Raw genomic sequence first — 15667 nt, forward strand, 5'->3', positions numbered from 1 at the left:
AAACCGGTGTCATCAGCTGTTTGGCAGCAACCGGCAGGTGATGCTCTTGATGTAGCGGGTTTCGGCGATGGCCGGGTGGACCGGGTGATCCGGGCCCTGACCGCCACGCTCGAGCATCTGGATGTTGCGATCCAGGTGGCGGGCGCTGGTCAGCAGGATGTTCTGCAGATCGTCTTCCGGCAGGTGCATCGAGCACGACGCGCTGACCAGGATGCCGTCCTTGCTGAGCAGGCGCATGGCTTGTTCGTTCAGGCGACGGTAGGCACCTTCACCATTCTTCATGTCTTTCTTGCGCTTGATGAAGGCGGGCGGATCGGCAACGATCACGTCGAAGCGTTCTTCGCTGGCTTTTAGCTCTTTGAGGGCTTCGAACACGTCTCCTTCGATGCAGGTCATTTTCTCGGCGAATCCGTTCAGCGCGGCGTTGCGCTCGACGCCGTCGAGGGCGAAGGCCGACGCATCGACGCAGAACACTTCACTGGCGCCGAACGCGGCCGCTTGCACACCCCAGCCGCCGATGTAGCTGTACAGATCCAGCACGCGTTTGCCTTTGGCATAAGGCGCCAGGCGGGCGCGGTTCATGCGGTGGTCGTAGAACCAGCCGGTTTTCTGACCCTGGATGACCGGTGCTTCGAACTTCACGCCGTTTTCTTCCAGTGCCACCCATTCCGGTACCAGGCCGAACACGGTTTCGACATAACGGTTGAGGCCTTCGGCATCACGGGCCGCGGAGTCATTCTTGAACAGAATGCCGCTTGGCTTGAGCACTTGGGTCAGCGCGGCGATCACGTCTTCTTTATGGGCTTCCATGGTCGCCGAAGCGATCTGCACCACGAGGATGTCGCCAAAGCGGTCGACCACCAGACCTGGCAGCAGGTCGGAGTCGCCGTACACCAGGCGATAGAACGGCTTGTCGAACAGGCGATCGCGCAGGGACAGCGCAACGTTCAGACGGTGAACCAGCAGCGACTTGTCCAGCGGCAACTTGATGTCGCGCGACAGCAGACGGGCGCAGATCAGGTTGTTCGGGCTCATGGCCACGATGCCCAGCGTCTTGCCGCCGGCGGCTTCGAGGATCGCCTGGTCGCCGGCTTGAAAACCGTGCAAAGGGGTCGCCGCTACATCGATTTCGTTGCTGTAGACCCACAAGTGGCCGTTTCGCAGGCGACGGTCGGCGTTGGCTTTGAGGCGCAGGCTAGGCAGGGACATGACGTCGCTCCGGAAAAAAGAGCGGGAGTATAGCGTGTTGAGTGTGGTGGCGGGCCGGGCGAGCGATGAAACGCTGATGACGCCATCGCGAGCAGGCTCGCTCCCACAGGGTTAGCGCATGACTTGTAAGAGCGAGGCTTGCCCGCGAAAGCGATTTCGAATGCTATGCAGAAATGAAACTTTCGCCAATGTGTCGGCCGGTGTGTCGGATCCAACTTTTAGAAGCTAGAATCTGCGCCTGGCCCAGAGTGTGTACTTATGTCCCAAGAGCTGACTTCCGAACAGATTCAACAGTCCCTGCAAGGCATCAGTGTGCCTGCCCAGCCGCAAATCATGGTGGATTTGCAGATGGAGCAGTACATGCCCGACCCGGATCTGGAAGTGATCGCAAAGCTGATCTCCCAGGACCCGGGACTCTCTGGCGCTCTGCTGAAGATCGTCAACTCGCCGTATTACGGCTTGAGCAACAAGATCGCCTCGATCCAGCGTGCGGTGAACTTGCTGGGCAGCCGCTCGATCATCAACCTGATCAATGCGCAGTCGATCAAGGGCGAGATGAACGACGACACCATCGTCACCCTGAACCGGTTCTGGGATACGGCTCAGGACGTGGCGATGACCTGCCTGACGCTGGCCAAGCGCATCGGCGCCCAGGCCGGCGACGAAGCGTATGCACTGGGGCTGTTCCACGACTGCGGCGTGCCGCTGATGCTGCAACGCTTCCCCAACTACATGACCGTTCTGGAAGAGGCTTACGCTAACGCCAGTGCCGAATGCCGGGTGGTCGACACCGAGAACCGGGTGTTCAACACCAACCACGCGGTGGTTGGTTATTACACGGCCAAGTCGTGGCGCCTGCCGGAGCATGTGACCGCCGCGATCGCCAATCACCACAATGCCCTGGCGATCTTCAGCGATGAATCGTCGCGCAACGCCCAGCTCAAGAACCTGCTGGCGATCCTGAAGATGGCCGAGCACATTTGTGCGTCTTACCGGGTGTTGGGTAATCAGACCGAAGACCATGAGTGGAACAGCATCGGGCATCTGGTGCTCGATTATGTCGGCCTCTCGGACTACGACTTCGAGACCCTCAAGCAAACGATTCGTGACCTCAGGACTCACCACTGAGCATCAGCGGCTTCATTTATTCGAGAACCCTGATGCGAGAACACCATGCCTGAACTGCCGGAAGTCGAAACCACTCGCCGCGGGATTGCGCCACACCTGGAAGGCCAGCGCGTCAGCCGGGTGATCGTGCGTGACCGTCGCTTGCGCTGGCCGATTCCTGAAGACCTCGATGTGCGCCTGTCGGGCCAGCGTATCGTGCTGGTGGAACGCCGCGCCAAGTACCTGCTGATCAATGCCGAAGTGGGCACGCTGATCAGCCATTTGGGCATGTCGGGCAATCTTCGGTTGGTGGAAGTCGGTATGCCGGCGGCCAAGCATGAGCATGTGGACATCGAACTCGAGTCCGGCCTGGCCCTGCGCTATACCGACCCGCGCCGGTTTGGCGCGATGCTCTGGAGCCTCGACCCGCTCAACCACGAACTGCTGATCCGCCTGGGGCCGGAGCCGTTGACCGACCTGTTTGATGGCGAGCGTCTGTTCCAGCAGTCTCGGGGGAGATCCATGGCGGTCAAGCCGTTCATCATGGATAACGCGGTGGTGGTCGGCGTCGGCAATATCTACGCGACCGAAGCGCTGTTCGCCGCCGGCATCGACCCGCGTCGCGAGGCCAAGAGCATTTCCCGGGCACGCTATTTGAAGCTGGCGATCGAGATCAAACGCATTCTGGCTGCCGCTATCGAGCGTGGCGGTACGACGTTGCGGGACTTTATCGGCGGCGACGGTCAGCCGGGGTATTTCCAGCAGGAATTGTTCGTCTACGGCCGGGGCAGTCAACCGTGCAAAGTCTGTGGCACCGAGCTGCGGGAAGTGAAGCTGGGGCAGCGCGCCAGCGTCTTTTGCCCACGCTGCCAGAGCTGAGACGTCCGACGGTCTATAGTCAGTGTTCTCACTGCCTAGCCGAAGGACCGTGCCATGAATTCGTTTCGAACCCTTGTTGTTGCGCTGCTGCTGAGCGTCGGTGCGCCAGCGCTGGCGGCAAGCAGCGGCAGCGGCAGCGGTGACCCGCGCTACACCATCCAGAATCCCCCGGCCTACGCCATGCTCGGCGACTTGCTGATCGCCCGACCCTTGCTGGTCGTGGCGACGGTGATCGGTGCCGGGGCGTTTGTGGTGTCGTTGCCGTTCACTGCCTTGGGCGGCGGTATTGGCGATGCAGGACAGGCGCTGGTGGTTGATCCGGCGAGGGCTGCGTTTGTGCGGTGCCTGGGGTGTATCGGGGAGGGGTTTGAGCAGCGGGAGTGAAGTCAGTTACTTCTTCGATGTACCTGATGGCTTCATCGCGAGCAAGCTCGCTCCCACATTAGACCGCGATCAACTGTGGGAGCGAGCTGCTCGCGATGAGGCCGGCACAGACGCTGCAACGACCAGACTCAAGCCTTGCCGGTAATAACCCGATACTTCGCCATCAACTGCTCTTCAGTCTCCGGATGCGCTTCATCCAGCGGAATGCAATCCACCGGGCACACCTGCTGGCACTGAGGTTCGTCGTAGTGGCCAACGCACTGCGTGCACAGGTTCGGGTCGATCACGTAGATCTCTTCGCCTTGGGAAATGGCGGCGTTCGGGCACTCGGGTTCGCAGACGTCGCAGTTGATGCAATCGTCGGTGATGATCAGGGACATGCTAACTCCAGCCGGGGCGGAAGGCCCGGGCGCAATAAACCAATGCGCGCAATTGTGCCGCATTGGCGCCCGCAGTGCACGCGGGCGCCGCTTGAGCGGTCGTTACTTCTTGAAGCGTTCGGTGAGGGCATCCGCCACCGCAGGGTGGACGAACTTGGTGATATCGCCGCCCAACGCTGCGATTTCACGGACCAGTGTCGAGGAAATGAACGAATAACGCTCGGACGGGGTAAGAAACAGACTTTCCACATCCGGCGCCAGTTGGCGGTTCATGTTGGCCAGCTGGAATTCGTATTCGAAGTCCGACACCGCGCGCAAACCACGCAGGAACACGTTGGCGTTCTTCTCTTTGGCGAAATGCGCGAGCAGCGTCGAGAAGCCGACGACTTCTACGTTCGGCAAATGTTTAGTGACCTCGCGGGCCAGCTCCACTCGTTGTTCCAGGGGAAACAACGGGTTTTTCTTCGGGCTGGCAGCGACGGCGATGATCACATGATCGAACAGGCGCGCGGCGCGTTCGACCAAGTCGCCATGGCCCTTGGTAATAGGGTCGAAGGTACCTGGGTACAACACTCGGTTCATCGCGTCGTCCTGGCGGGAGTCCGTTGGGGAGTCGGATGGTATCGCAGCCTTCCCGGTCGGCCAAGTCGCCTGTTGGGTAAGAAAGCACTATAGACGATTGGAATATTCTCCGTTTTCATGGGTTTTTCAAACGTTCGGCCAGCGAAGTCGCCAGTTGCGCCGTCAACCCGTAGACCGATAATTGCGGGTTTGCGCCAATGCTGGTGGGGAACAGCGAGCCATCGTGGATCGACAGATTGCTGATCTGGTGATGCCGGCCAAGGCTGTCGGTCACGGCGTTTTTCGAGTCTTCACCCATGGCACAACCGCCCATCACATGAGCACTGCCCAGGCGGGTGCGATACAACTCAAGGCTCAAACCGTCGATCAACGTGCGCGCTTCGGCCAGGGTTTTCACGTAGCGCGCGTCGGCGTGCATCGGCATCACCGCGTTGGCGCCGCCGGCGAACTGGATCTCGGCCATGCTGTGAAAGGCCCGGCGCAAGCCGTCCCAGGCATAAGGTGAAACCTGATAGTCGAGCACCGGCGTGTTGTCGCCGCGCAATTCGACACTGCCGCCGGGGCTGTCCGGATGGAAGCCGTCGCGCAACAACGCCAGCATCGCGTGGGTGTGGGGCAGATTTTCCATGTGCCCGGCGTTTTCCTTGCCGAAACCGCCGAGCAGGGTGGAGGCCAGCGCCGGGTGCAGCGGCGGCACCTCCAGTTTGTAGGACATCTTGCCGGTGGTCCCGTCCTGCCATTGGAAGTGGTCGGAATAGATCGACTGCGGCGCACCGTAGAACGGGTTGATCACCTCATCGAACAGCCCTGCGGACATGTTTACCAGGTGCAGGAACGTGCGTTTGCCCAGCCGCTGGTGCGGATCGGGCGCTTCCGAGCGCAGGAGCAGCGCCGGGCTGTTGATCCCTCCGCCCGCCAGCACGTAATGCCGCGCCTTGACCGTGATCGTGCGCCCGGTTGGCGCCACGCAACGGTCGTCCATCGCCACACATTGCAGGCCCGTGACCTTGCCGTCCTTGATCGAAAGTTTTTCGGCGCGGGCCAGGTACAGCAGCTCACCGCCTTTTTCCAGGGTCGCGGGAATGGTCGTGACCATCATCGACTGCTTGGCGTTGGTCGGGCAGCCCATGCCGCAATAGCCAAGGTTCCAGCACCCGCGCACGTTGCGCGGGATCACATGCCAGGTGTAGCCGAGTTGCTCGCAGCCTTTGCGGATCACATCGTTGTTGGCGTTGGGTGGCACCAACCACGGCGCGACGCCCAGGCGTTGTTCCATTTTCTCGAACCACGGCGCCATCTCGGCCGGGCTGTGGCCTTTGACGTCATGCTCCTTGGCCCAATGCTCGAGCGTCGGCTCGGGTGTGCGAAAGCTCGATGTCCAGTTGATCAGCGTGGTGCCGCCCACTGCCCGGCCCTGGAGGATGGTGATCGCGCCATCCTTGCTCATCCGACCGATGCCCTCCTGATAGAGGCTGGTGTAGGCCTGATCTTCGAGCATCTTGAAGTCGCTGCTGGTCTTGAGCGGACCTTCTTCGATCAGCAACACCTTGTAACCGGCGGCGCTGAGGATTTCCGCGGTGGTCCCGCCACCCGCGCCGCTGCCGATGATCGCCACGTCCGCTTCGAGGGTCAGGTCCTGGGTCAGTTGCGAGCCGTCGTAGGTTTTCCAGCCTCGGGCCATGCCTTCGCGAAACGGGTCGGGTACGGGCATTCTCAGGTTCTCTTATTGTTTTGGATTCGGTTGTGACGCATCTGACGCCTTCGCGGGCAAGCCCGCTCCCACAGGTTTTGAGGTGGGCCAACCTTATGTGAGCGACTCGAAAGTGGGAGCGTGGCTGCCCGCGATAGGGTCGACTCAGTCTTAAACGGTGGGCGGCCCCGGATACCCGCAATGCACCCACGATTCCGCGCGGGTGTACCACGCCATCATCACCAGTTGCAGCAACGAGCTGTGCCCCATGCGTAACAGGCTCAACGAACTGTTTTCCCAGCGATCGAGAAAGTGCCGGATCTCATCGGCACTGGCGTTTTCCCAGCTGCCCCAGATCCCGGTCAGCGGCCCGCGGGTCACCGCCATACTCAGCACATCGAACAATTGCTGAGTGAGCTTGAGCATTTCCGGTGACAGGTGATTCAGGCTGTTATCCAGGCAGTGCAGGGTTTCATCGACTGCCGTCGGCATCTTCCCGGCCGCCACGGCGCCTTCGAGCATCACCGGGATCAGCGCCCGCAGAAACAGCAAATCGCCGCTGCGCAGAATCGCGAAACCACTGGCCGGGATGCTCGATGAGCAACCGCTGAGGCTCGCGCCCAATCCGGCCGTGGCCAGAAACGCACTCGCGCCGAGGCTGAATTTAAGCAGGCCGCGCCGTGACAGCGCGGGTGTATCGGACAGGCTTGGGCTCATTATTGTTATTACCCGACGGTGCGATTGTTAGCGGATAAACAGCTTCTGGATCAGTTTCTGAATGGATTTTCCATAGGGCGGGTAAATCAGTTTCGCCGCGTTGAAGCGTTGCTTGATCAGCACGCCTTTGGCCTTGCTGAAGGTCAGGAAACCTTCGTGGCCGTGGTAATGGCCCATGCCCGACGCGCCGATGCCACCGAACGGCATATCATCTTGGGCAACGTGTAGCAGTGTGTCGTTGAGGCACACGCCACCGGAATGGGTTTCGTGGAGTACGCGATTTTGTTCGCGCTTGTCGTAGCCGAAGTAATACAGCGCCAGCGGACGAGGTCGTTGATTGATGTAGGCAAACGCCTGATCGAGATCCTTGTACGGAACGATCGGCAGCAGCGGGCCGAAAATTTCGTCCTGCATCACGGTCATGTCGTCGCTGACGTTGAGCAGCACGCTATGACCCATGCGCCGGCCCTGCCCCTGATCGAACAGCGGAATCAGCAGCGCGCCCTTGCTGGTGGCGTCGCTGACGTAGTTATTGAGTCGCGCCAGTTGCCGGTCATTGATGATTGCCGTGTAGTCCGGGTTGTCGGTCAGTGTCGGATAAAACCCGCGCACCGCGTGGCGATAGGCTTCGACGAAAGCGCCGATACGATCTTCCGGCACCAGCACGTAGTCCGGGGCCACGCAGGTTTGCCCGGCATTGAGCGTCTTGCCGAATGCGATGCGTTCGGCGGCGTCCTTGAGCGGCACGTCGAGGGACACGATGGCCGGGGATTTGCCGCCCAGCTCAAGGGTCACCGGCGTCAGGTTCTCGGCCGCCGCGCGCATCACGTGTTTGCCGATGCTGGTGGCGCCGGTGAACAGCAGGTGATCGAAACGCAGTCGGGAGAACGCGACACCGATATCAGCTTCGCCCAGCACCACGCAGACCAGGTCTTGCGGGAAGATCCGGCCGAGCAACGCCTTGAGCAGCAAACCGGTCGCGGGGGTCGACTCACTCAGTTTGAGCATCACCCGATTGCCCGCCGACAACGCACCCACCAGCGGGCCTATGGCCAGATACAGCGGGTAGTTCCACGGCACGATCACGCCGACTACGCCTAGGGGTTGGTAAACCACTTTCGCCGAAGCCGGCTGAAACGCGATACCGACCTTACGCCGCGAGGCTTTCATCCAGCCTTTGAGGTGCTGACTGGCGTAATGAATACCGTGCAGGCTGGGCATCAGTTCGGCGAGCAGGGTTTCATCGGCGCTGCGGTGGCTGAAATCCTGGCTGATCGCCTCGATCAAGGCCAGACGTTCATTGCTCAGCAGGTCGCGCAGGGCTTTGAGCCATTGCTGACGCTGGGCGGCCGGTGGCATCGGGTTGGCCGCATACGCCGCACGCTGCGCATCGAACAGGGCCTGGAGTTCCTCCAGCGGCTGTTGCAGGTTCTGCAGATAAGCGATGTCGGCGGTCATGATCGGCTCCGGTTTTTATTGTAATGAGGCACTTTTTAGAGTCTATGCTCTAGAAAGTCAAATGACATCCTGGTGCAGCTTTGTTTTATCCACTCGCCGATAGGTCGTAAGATGCCCGCCAACGCACTCTGAATTAAAGCTCAAGCCATGGCCCCTCGGATCAAAACCAGCGAGCGCATCGTGCAGAACAGCCTGGAGCTGTTTAATCAACAGGGCGAGCGCAGCATCAGCACTAACCACATTGCTGCCCACATGGAGATTTCTCCGGGCAACTTGTACTACCACTTCCCCAACAAGCAGGCGATCATCGCCGTGCTGTTCAGTGAGTACGAAAGCCTGGTGGACAGCTTCCTGCGCCCGCCCCAGGGCCGAGCGTCCACGGTGGAAGACAAACGCTTCTACCTTCAGGAACTGCTGGCGGCGATGTGGCGCTACCGGTTTCTGCATCGCGATCTTGAGCATTTGCTCGACAGCGATCCCGAACTGGCCGCCCGTTATCGGCGCTTCTCCCAGCGCTGCCTGATCCATGGCACCCACATCTACGCCGCCTTCGTCGACGCCGGCATCCTGCAAATGGACAAAGTCCAGATCGAATCCCTGACGCTCAATGCCTGGATTATCCTCACGTCCTGGGTGCGTTTCCTGTGCACCACACGGGAAAACTCCAATCACCTGAGCGAGCAGGCGATCAAGCGCGGGGTGTATCAGGTGCTGGTGCTTGAGGCCGGTTTCGTCACGGAACAGTCTCGCGACGCGGTCAACGCGCTGTACGAAGAGTTTTACGTGCCACTGGCCCAGGCGCTGGAAGAAGTGCAGTAGGATTCTAGACCGACTTAATCACAGGAGCCCGTTATGCCCATTGCGCAACTGATCAGCCCGCAAGCGTTGGACCTGAAAAAGGATGCACCTGGGCTGGTGATTCTGGATTGTCGTTTTGCCCTCGAAGACCCGGACTACGGCCAGCGCAGCTATGCCGAAGGGCATATCGCCGGGTCGAGCTTTGCCGATCTTGAGCGTGATTTGAGCGGGGCAGTCGTCAAGGGCGTGACCGGGCGCCATCCGCTGCCTGAACCTGAAGACTTGATCGAGCGCCTGCAAGCCTGGGGCATCAATGCCGACAGCGAAGTGGTTTTGTATGATGACGGCCCCGGTGCCTACGCGGCGCGGGCCTGGTGGTTGCTGGCCTGGCTGGGCAAGCGTGACGGCGTGTTTATTCTGGATGGCGGGCTCAAGGCCTGGCATGCGGCCGGGTTGCCGCTGAGTCTGGATGCGTGCGACATCAAGCGTGGCACCTTCAGCGGGACGGCGGACGACGCGCTGATCTTGAGCGCCGAACAGCTCCAGCAGCGTCTCGGCCAACCCGCGCTGACCTTGCTCGATGCTCGCGCCTTGCCGCGTTTCAAAGGCGAAGTCGAACCGATCGACCCGGTTGCCGGGCACATCCCCGGTGCGCAGTGCGCAGCCTTTACCGAGAACCTGGGCAGTGACGGGCGTTTCCTGCCGGCCGAGCAGCTCAAGCAACGCTTTGCCGCGAAACTCGGTGACCGTTCGCCAACTGATCTGGTGGCGTATTGCGGTTCCGGCGTGACGGCGTGCCATAACCTGTTCGCACTGTGCCTGGCGGGTTATCCGTTGGGCTCGTTGTACGCCGGGTCGTGGAGCGAGTGGATCAACGATCCCGCACACGGCATCGCAACCGGCGAATAAACAACTATCCCCTGTGGGAGCGAGCTTGCTCGCGATGACGGACTGTCAGTCAACATCATTGTTGAGTCTGATGGCCTCATCGCGAGCAAGCTCGCTCCCACAGGGTTATGGGGGTTTCAGAATTGCCGCGCACTGCGATACGCCCCTGGCCCAACCCCGTAAACCTGCTTGAACTGCCGACTCAGATGGCTCTGGTCGGCAAACCCCAACTGCATCGCGACTTCCAGCGGCAAACATCCGTTCTGTAACAGCGCCCTTGCCTGCGCGATGCGTTGCTGCATCAACCAGGTATGCGGCGGCATGCCCGTGGCGCGGCGAAAGACCCGGGCGAAGTGGAACGGTGACAGGTTGACCCGTGCCGCCAGTTCTTCCAGCGAGGGCGGTGCCGCCAATTGTGCTTGCAGCACATCCTTGGCCAGCGTCACCGCGCGGTGCTCCTTGCCGGGTTTGCCGGCGATCGGCACGGCGGCATGACGTTGCAGCAGTAACAGCATCATCTCGCGCCAGACCGTTTGCTGTTGCAGGGCGGTGGATGGACTTTCCAGCAAGCGATGCAGTTGGCAGAAACCCGTCACCAGATCCGGGTCACGATACAACGTCGCGCCAAACCCCGGCAGGTTATTGGTCGGCAGCTCAAGTTCGTCGAGCAGCGACAGAATCTGCCCGCTGTCCGGATAAAACGCACGGTACATCCAGCCATCCTCCGTGCCTTTGTGGCCGGTGTGCAGTTCATCAGGATTGATCAACACCAGCGTGCCGCTGCCGGCCAGGTGTTCGGCACCGCGATAGCGATAACGCTGGGCGCCGGCCATGATCATGCCGATCACATAACCGTCATGCACATGGGGCGCGAAACGATGTTCGATGTAGCGCGCCGACAATAACTCGACGCCGGCCAATGGCGCCGTTTGCCAGAAGCGGATCGACTCGCCCTGATCGGCGTCCATGGTTTACCCGCGACCCACAGCGCTCAACCACTGCGGAATGCGTCGTTCGAGGTAATAACCCGGCTGGCGGAACGAGCCATCGACAAAGCCGACATGCCCACCCTTGGCTTGCAACTCGAATTGAGTGGAGGCGGACAACTCCATCGCCTGCGGCAGACTGTGGGGGAACACGAAGGGATCGTCGGCCGCCTGAATGATCAGGGTCGGTGTGCGAATCTCTCCAAGGAAATACCGGCTCGAAGCGCGGCGATAGTAATCCTCGGCATCGACGAAACCATTGAGCGGTGCCGTGACCCGGCCATCGAAATCCCAGAAGGTGCGCATGTTCTCCAGCGAGCCCAGCGCCGCCAACGCCGCCAGTCCATCCTCGCGCCCGTCATGCTGGAACTGGCGCTGCTTGTTCTTGATGTAAGCCACCATCTCGCGCATGAAATGCGCCTGATAGACCTTCGAGAAACCCTGGCCGATGCGATCAGCGCATTGATCGAGACGAAACGGCACCGACACCGCCACCGCACCTGAGACGCCGCTGGCACTGCCGGTTTCGCCCAAATGCTTGAGCAAGACATTGCCGCCCAAGGAATAGCCGACCGCATACAGCGGTGCGAGAGGGCGCTTGGCCCGCAGGTGCTTGATGGCTTCGGCCAGGTCTTCACTGGCACCGGAATGGTAGCTGCGCGCCAACAGATTCGGCTCGCCGGAGCAGCCGCGCCAGTTCAACGCGACGCTGGCCCAACCCTGGGCAGCGAGCGCTTTCTGCACCCCGGCCACGTAAGGCGAATTTGAAGAGCCGGTCAGCCCGTGCAACACCAGCACCAGCGGCGCATCGGCAGTGTGCGGGCCGTGCCAGTCCATATCGAGAAAGTCGCCATCCTCAAGCCACAAGCGTTCGCGCTCGCGTTCGATGTGCGTGGTTTTGCGCCACAGCGGTCCCCACAAGGTTTGCAGGTGCGGGTTGCCGAGGCCGAAGGCGGGGGTGAAGCGTTCTGACGGAAAGGACACGATTGCTCTCGATGCAGCGGTGCGCAACCGGTGCGCACCTTTTTCAGGCCGGTCGGTTAACCGGCGATCTCTGCCATACGTTGCCACAACGCGTAATACACCCGCCCGGATTTCTGCTCCCGGTGCAGGCGCCAGTTGCCTGGCAAGCCGAGGCTCGACGGCGCGTTTTCGCTTTCAGTGTAGATCCAGGCTTCATTGGCCAGCCACTGACGCTCTTCAAGCAGCGTGCAGACCGTCGGCAACAGGTCCTGGTTGAACGGCGGATCGAGGAACACCACGTCATAAGCGCTCGCGGTCTGGGTCTCCAGATAGCGCAAGGCATCGGCCGTCTGAATCTGGCCGGTGGTGCAGCGCAGAGTGCCCAGATGTTCCTTGATGCTGGAAACCGCGATGTTGCTGGCGTCCAGTGCCTGGCCCATCGCCGCGCCACGGGACAGCGCTTCAAGGAACAACGCGCCGCTGCCGGCGAATGGATCAAGTACCTTGGCGCCGGCGATGTAAGGCGCGAGCCAGTTGAACAGGGTTTCGCGCACCCGGTCCGGGGTCGGGCGCAGGCCCGGGGCGTCGGGGAAGCTCAGCTTCCGGCTGCCCCATTCGCCGCCGATGATGCGCAGTTGGTTCACGCCGTTGTGGACGTTGTGAACAGGTTTCTTAGGACGAGTGGCCATCAATGCTCCGGAACCCCGAGCGGCTGCTCGGCAGGTTTATCAGTTGGGGCCGGTAACGGCTTTTGCGGCACGGTCGGGCCAGCGCTGACGATGACCATTTTGTCCGTGCTCAAGTGTTTGTTCAGTGCGGCTTTGACCTGTTCGACGGTCAGGCTCTGCGACTCACGCATGAAGTCGTTCAGATAACTCAGCGGCAGGTTGTAGAAACCCATGGCGCCGAGCTGGCCGACGATATCGGCGTTGCTGGCCGTGGACAGCGGGAAGCTGCCCGCCAGTTCACGCTTGGCGTCGTCGAGTTCTTTCTGGGTCGGGCCGGTTTTAAGGTAGTCGGCGAGCACGTCCTGCACCAGTTTCAGCGTGCCTTCACTCATCTCGGCGCGGGTTTGCAGGTTGATCATGAACGGGCCGCGTGCCTGCATCGGGGTGAAACCCGAATAGACGCCGTAGGCCAGGCCACGCTTCTCGCGCACTTCGCTCATCAAACGGGTGCCGAAACCACCGCCGCCGAGGATCTGGTTGCCCAGGGACAGCGCTGCGTAGTCCGGATCGTCACGGTCGATGCCCAGTTGCGCGAGCATCAGGTTGGTCTGCTTGGACGGAAACTCGATGTGACCGATGCTGGCTTTTGGCTCTTCAGGCTGCGGGATTTTCGCCAGGGCCGGGCCTTTCGGCAGCGCGCTGGAGACCTGCGCGGCAATCGCCTCGGCTTCAGCGCGGGACAAATCACCCACCAGCGCAATCACCACGTTGCCGGCCGCGTAGGCTTTCTCGTGGAACGCCTTGAGTTGCGCCACGGTAATCGCCGGGACAGTTTTCGCCGTGCCGTCGCTGGAATGCGCGTAAGGGTGATCGCCGTACAAGCGGTTCATCAGTTCCAGGCTCGCCAGTTTGCCCGGGTTCTGTTTCTGGTATTCGAAACCGGCAAGCATCTGGTTCTTGATGCGCGCAAAGGAGTCGGCGGGAAAGGTCGGTTTGCCGACGACGTCAGAGAACAGCTTCAGCGCAGGCTCGCGCTTGTCTGCGGCGCTGAGGCTGCGAAGGGAAGCGAGTGCCATGTCTTTAAAGGCGCCGTTGCCAAAGTCTGCGCCCAGGCCTTCGAAGCCTTGAGCGATGGCGCCGACATCTTTACCGGCCACACCTTCGTTGAGCATCGCGTTGGTCAGCAGTGCGAGACCGGGTGCGTTGCCGTCCTGACTGCTGCCTGCGGCGAAGATCAGGCGCAGGTCGAACATCGGCAGCTCGCGGGCTTCGACGAACATTACCTTGGCGCCTTCGGCGGTGTTCCAGGTCTGTACGTCGAGCGAACGGTGGCTTGGCGCCTTGCCGTCGAGTTCGGCAAGCGATTGCAGCTTCTGGCTGGACTTGGCCTTGTCGAGGGCTTCGCTGGCCTTGGTGTCATCGCTTTTCGACAGATAAAACGCAGCGGAGCCGATCAGTACGGCTGCGATCAGGCCGATCAGGGCCAGACGGGGCTTTTTACGCTCACTCATGAGTCGTCTCCAGTGGCAGTACATGGGCGACGCTGAGACGTTCGCGGGTGAAATACAGCTTGGCGGCTTTCTGGATGTCTTGCGGTGTCACGCTTTCGAGGTCGGCGAGTTCGGTGTCCATGAGTTTCCAGGACAGGCCGACGGTTTCCAGTTGGCCGATGGAGGTGGCCTGGCTGGTGATCGAATCACGCTCGTAGACCAGGCCGGCGATGACCTGTGCGCGGACGCGTTCCAGTTCTTCGGCTGACGGCGCGGTGGTTTTCAGCTGTTCGAGCAGCTTCCACAAACCGGCTTCGGCCTGGGCCATGGTTTTCTTTTTCTGGGTGTTCGGCGTGGCCGACAAGGTGAACAGACTGTCGCCGCGAGTGTAAGCGTCGTAACTCGACGAACCACCAGACACCAGCTCTTCGCCGCGTTCCAGTTGCGTCGGGATGCGTCCGCTGTAGCCGCCGTCGAGCAGGGCCGAGATCAGGCGCAAGGCGTTGACCGAGCGCTTGTCTTCGGCGGTGGCGATGCTCGGTACGTTGAAGCCCAGCATCAGGCTCGGCAACTGGGTCTGTACGTGCAGGGTGATCTGGCGCTCGCCAGGCTCGGCCAGTTCCAGCGGGATTTTCGCCGGTGGCACATCGCGTTTGGCGATCGGGCCGAAGTAACGCTGGGCCAAGGTTTTGACTTCGTCCGGGGTCACGTCGCCGACCACCACCAGCGTGGCGTTGTTCGGCACGTACCAGGATTGGTACCAGTGGCGCAGCTCTTCGACTTTCATGCGGTCCAGGTCAGCCATCCAGCCGATGGTCGGCGTGTGGTAACCGCTGGCCGGGAAAGCCATGGCCTTGAAGCGTTCGTAGGCCTTGGACATCGGCTTGTCGTCGGTGCGCAGGCGACGTTCTTCCTTGATGACTTCTATCTCGCGGGCGAACTCGTCGGCCGGCAGGCGCAGGCTGGCCATGCGGTCGGCTTCCAGCTCGAAGGCCACGCCGAGGCGGTCGCGGGCCAGCACCTGGTAATAAGCCGTGAAGTCATCGCTGGTGAAGGCGTTCTCTTCGGCGCCGAGGTCGCGCAGGATCAGCGACGCTTCACCGGGGCCGACTTTCTCGCTGCCTTTGAACATCATGTGTTCGAGGGCGTGGGACAAGCCGGTCTGGCCCGGCGTCTCGTAACTCGAGCCAACCTTGTACCAGACTTGGGAAACCACCACTGGCGCACGATGGTCTTCGCGCACAACGACCTTCAGGCCGTTATCCAGAGTGAATTCGTGGGTGGGTTGTGGATCGGCAGCCAGGGCCGAGAGGGGCAGACAAACTGTGCTGAGCAGCAGGCCTGCAGCGCGGCGGGCTAAAGCATTCATTCGTTTTTAAACCTTTGGGGCTGCCCGCTTGTTCTTAGCGTCAGCGGGCGAGAGGGTGCTAGGATACTGATCCGTTTTACTGGCGGCCACGCCTATCAG

Annotated in this window: 16 protein-coding genes; 5 read left to right on the forward strand and 11 right to left on the reverse strand. The window is 61.2% G+C overall.

Annotated features, from left to right (window positions below; all coding sequences use genetic code 11):
* Positions 1-12: 12 nt before the first annotated feature.
* On the reverse strand, positions 13-1209 hold the full coding sequence (locus K0F88_RS10645; RefSeq protein WP_003195152.1) for a class I SAM-dependent rRNA methyltransferase: 1197 nt from the start codon (positions 1207-1209) through the stop codon (positions 13-15).
* A gap of 312 nt (positions 1210-1521) precedes the next feature.
* Here K0F88_RS10645 and K0F88_RS10650 point away from each other — a divergent pair, with 312 nt between their 5' ends.
* The 3 genes from K0F88_RS10650 to K0F88_RS10660 are packed head-to-tail and all read left to right on the forward strand — an operon-like array spanning position 1522 to position 3579.
* Entirely contained in the window at positions 1522-2337 is an 816-nt protein-coding gene (locus K0F88_RS10650; RefSeq protein WP_219095113.1) for an HDOD domain-containing protein, read from the forward strand.
* Between the two features lie 45 nt (positions 2338-2382).
* On the forward strand, positions 2383-3195 hold the full coding sequence (mutM, locus tag K0F88_RS10655) for a bifunctional DNA-formamidopyrimidine glycosylase/DNA-(apurinic or apyrimidinic site) lyase (protein WP_017341303.1): 813 nt from the start codon (positions 2383-2385) through the stop codon (positions 3193-3195).
* Positions 3196-3249: 54 nt separating this feature from the next.
* On the forward strand, positions 3250-3579 hold the full coding sequence (locus K0F88_RS10660) for a multidrug transporter (RefSeq protein ID WP_094470158.1): 330 nt from the start codon (positions 3250-3252) through the stop codon (positions 3577-3579).
* A 128-nt stretch (positions 3580-3707) separates the two neighbouring features.
* Here K0F88_RS10660 and K0F88_RS10665 read toward each other — a convergent pair whose 3' ends face one another.
* The 5 genes from K0F88_RS10665 to K0F88_RS10685 form a co-directional block, all read right to left on the reverse strand.
* A complete protein-coding gene (locus tag K0F88_RS10665) occupies positions 3708-3959 on the reverse strand; it encodes a YfhL family 4Fe-4S dicluster ferredoxin (protein ID WP_048722619.1) in 252 nt (83 codons plus the stop codon).
* A gap of 102 nt (positions 3960-4061) precedes the next feature.
* On the reverse strand, positions 4062-4541 hold the full coding sequence (coaD, locus tag K0F88_RS10670) for a pantetheine-phosphate adenylyltransferase (RefSeq protein ID WP_007945531.1): 480 nt from the start codon (positions 4539-4541) through the stop codon (positions 4062-4064).
* A 115-nt stretch (positions 4542-4656) separates the two neighbouring features.
* Positions 4657-6252 carry a GMC family oxidoreductase gene (locus tag K0F88_RS10675; protein ID WP_219095042.1) on the reverse strand — a complete coding sequence of 532 codons (1596 nt, stop codon included), beginning with the start codon at positions 6250-6252 and terminating at the stop codon, positions 4657-4659.
* A 150-nt stretch (positions 6253-6402) separates the two neighbouring features.
* Positions 6403-6948, reverse strand: a complete 546-nt coding sequence (locus K0F88_RS10680; RefSeq protein WP_219095043.1) for a twin-arginine translocation pathway signal protein — start codon at positions 6946-6948, stop codon at positions 6403-6405.
* Between the two features lie 27 nt (positions 6949-6975).
* On the reverse strand, positions 6976-8406 hold the full coding sequence (locus K0F88_RS10685; RefSeq protein ID WP_219095044.1) for a coniferyl aldehyde dehydrogenase: 1431 nt from the start codon (positions 8404-8406) through the stop codon (positions 6976-6978).
* 147 nt (positions 8407-8553) lie between these two features.
* Here K0F88_RS10685 and K0F88_RS10690 point away from each other — a divergent pair, with 147 nt between their 5' ends.
* Both K0F88_RS10690 and K0F88_RS10695 read left to right on the forward strand, forming a co-directional pair.
* Positions 8554-9225, forward strand: coding sequence for a TetR/AcrR family transcriptional regulator (locus tag K0F88_RS10690; protein WP_219095045.1), 672 nt, complete (start codon positions 8554-8556; stop codon positions 9223-9225).
* A 33-nt stretch (positions 9226-9258) separates the two neighbouring features.
* Positions 9259-10113: a sulfurtransferase gene (locus K0F88_RS10695; protein ID WP_219095046.1), complete on the forward strand. Its 855-nt coding sequence runs from the start codon at positions 9259-9261 to the stop codon at positions 10111-10113.
* Between the two features lie 116 nt (positions 10114-10229).
* On the opposite strand, the gene K0F88_RS10700 is transcribed toward K0F88_RS10695, so the two are convergent.
* The 5 genes from K0F88_RS10700 to K0F88_RS10720 are packed head-to-tail and all read right to left on the reverse strand — an operon-like array spanning position 10230 to position 15568.
* On the reverse strand, positions 10230-11060 hold the full coding sequence (locus tag K0F88_RS10700; protein ID WP_094470163.1) for an AraC family transcriptional regulator: 831 nt from the start codon (positions 11058-11060) through the stop codon (positions 10230-10232).
* Between the two features lie 3 nt (positions 11061-11063).
* Positions 11064-12062 (reverse strand): hydrolase, encoded by a 999-nt coding sequence (locus K0F88_RS10705; protein ID WP_094470164.1) that lies wholly within the window; start codon positions 12060-12062, stop codon positions 11064-11066.
* A gap of 56 nt (positions 12063-12118) precedes the next feature.
* The gene (gene rsmD / locus K0F88_RS10710; protein WP_219095047.1) at positions 12119-12730 is read right to left on the reverse strand and encodes a 16S rRNA (guanine(966)-N(2))-methyltransferase RsmD; all 612 of its coding nucleotides are present in this window, start codon (positions 12728-12730) and stop codon (positions 12119-12121) included.
* Positions 12730-14220, reverse strand: coding sequence for a pitrilysin family protein (locus K0F88_RS10715; RefSeq protein WP_219095048.1), 1491 nt, complete (start codon positions 14218-14220; stop codon positions 12730-12732). The genes rsmD and K0F88_RS10715 overlap by 1 nt, the downstream gene beginning before the upstream one ends.
* A complete protein-coding gene (locus tag K0F88_RS10720) occupies positions 14213-15568 on the reverse strand; it encodes a pitrilysin family protein (protein WP_219095049.1) in 1356 nt (451 codons plus the stop codon). The genes K0F88_RS10715 and K0F88_RS10720 overlap by 8 nt, the downstream gene beginning before the upstream one ends.
* Positions 15569-15667: the final 99 nt, after the last annotated feature.

Source organism: Pseudomonas sp. UMAB-40 (assembly GCF_900095275.1).
Taxonomy (GTDB): Bacteria; Pseudomonadota; Gammaproteobacteria; order Pseudomonadales; family Pseudomonadaceae; genus Aquipseudomonas; species Aquipseudomonas mandelii_B.

Excerpts from the sequence above, each read along its gene's own strand:
- K0F88_RS10645 (WP_003195152.1), bottom strand. The coding sequence starts at position 1,209 with ATGTCCCTGCCTAGCCTGCGCCTCAAAGCCAACGCCGACCGTCGCCTG.
- mutM (WP_017341303.1), top strand. The coding sequence starts at position 2,383 with ATGCCTGAACTGCCGGAAGTCGAAACCACTCGCCGCGGGATTGCGCCA.
- K0F88_RS10660 (WP_094470158.1), top strand. The coding sequence starts at position 3,250 with ATGAATTCGTTTCGAACCCTTGTTGTTGCGCTGCTGCTGAGCGTCGGT.
- K0F88_RS10665 (WP_048722619.1), bottom strand. The coding sequence starts at position 3,959 with ATGTCCCTGATCATCACCGACGATTGCATCAACTGCGACGTCTGCGAA.
- coaD (WP_007945531.1), bottom strand. The coding sequence starts at position 4,541 with ATGAACCGAGTGTTGTACCCAGGTACCTTCGACCCTATTACCAAGGGC.
- K0F88_RS10675 (WP_219095042.1), bottom strand. The coding sequence starts at position 6,252 with ATGCCCGTACCCGACCCGTTTCGCGAAGGCATGGCCCGAGGCTGGAAA.
- K0F88_RS10680 (WP_219095043.1), bottom strand. The coding sequence starts at position 6,948 with ATGAGCCCAAGCCTGTCCGATACACCCGCGCTGTCACGGCGCGGCCTG.
- K0F88_RS10685 (WP_219095044.1), bottom strand. The coding sequence starts at position 8,406 with ATGACCGCCGACATCGCTTATCTGCAGAACCTGCAACAGCCGCTGGAG.
- K0F88_RS10690 (WP_219095045.1), top strand. The coding sequence starts at position 8,554 with ATGGCCCCTCGGATCAAAACCAGCGAGCGCATCGTGCAGAACAGCCTG.
- K0F88_RS10695 (WP_219095046.1), top strand. The coding sequence starts at position 9,259 with ATGCCCATTGCGCAACTGATCAGCCCGCAAGCGTTGGACCTGAAAAAG.
- K0F88_RS10700 (WP_094470163.1), bottom strand. The coding sequence starts at position 11,060 with ATGGACGCCGATCAGGGCGAGTCGATCCGCTTCTGGCAAACGGCGCCA.
- rsmD (WP_219095047.1), bottom strand. The coding sequence starts at position 12,730 with ATGGCCACTCGTCCTAAGAAACCTGTTCACAACGTCCACAACGGCGTG.
- K0F88_RS10715 (WP_219095048.1), bottom strand. The coding sequence starts at position 14,220 with ATGAGTGAGCGTAAAAAGCCCCGTCTGGCCCTGATCGGCCTGATCGCA.
- K0F88_RS10720 (WP_219095049.1), bottom strand. The coding sequence starts at position 15,568 with ATGAATGCTTTAGCCCGCCGCGCTGCAGGCCTGCTGCTCAGCACAGTT.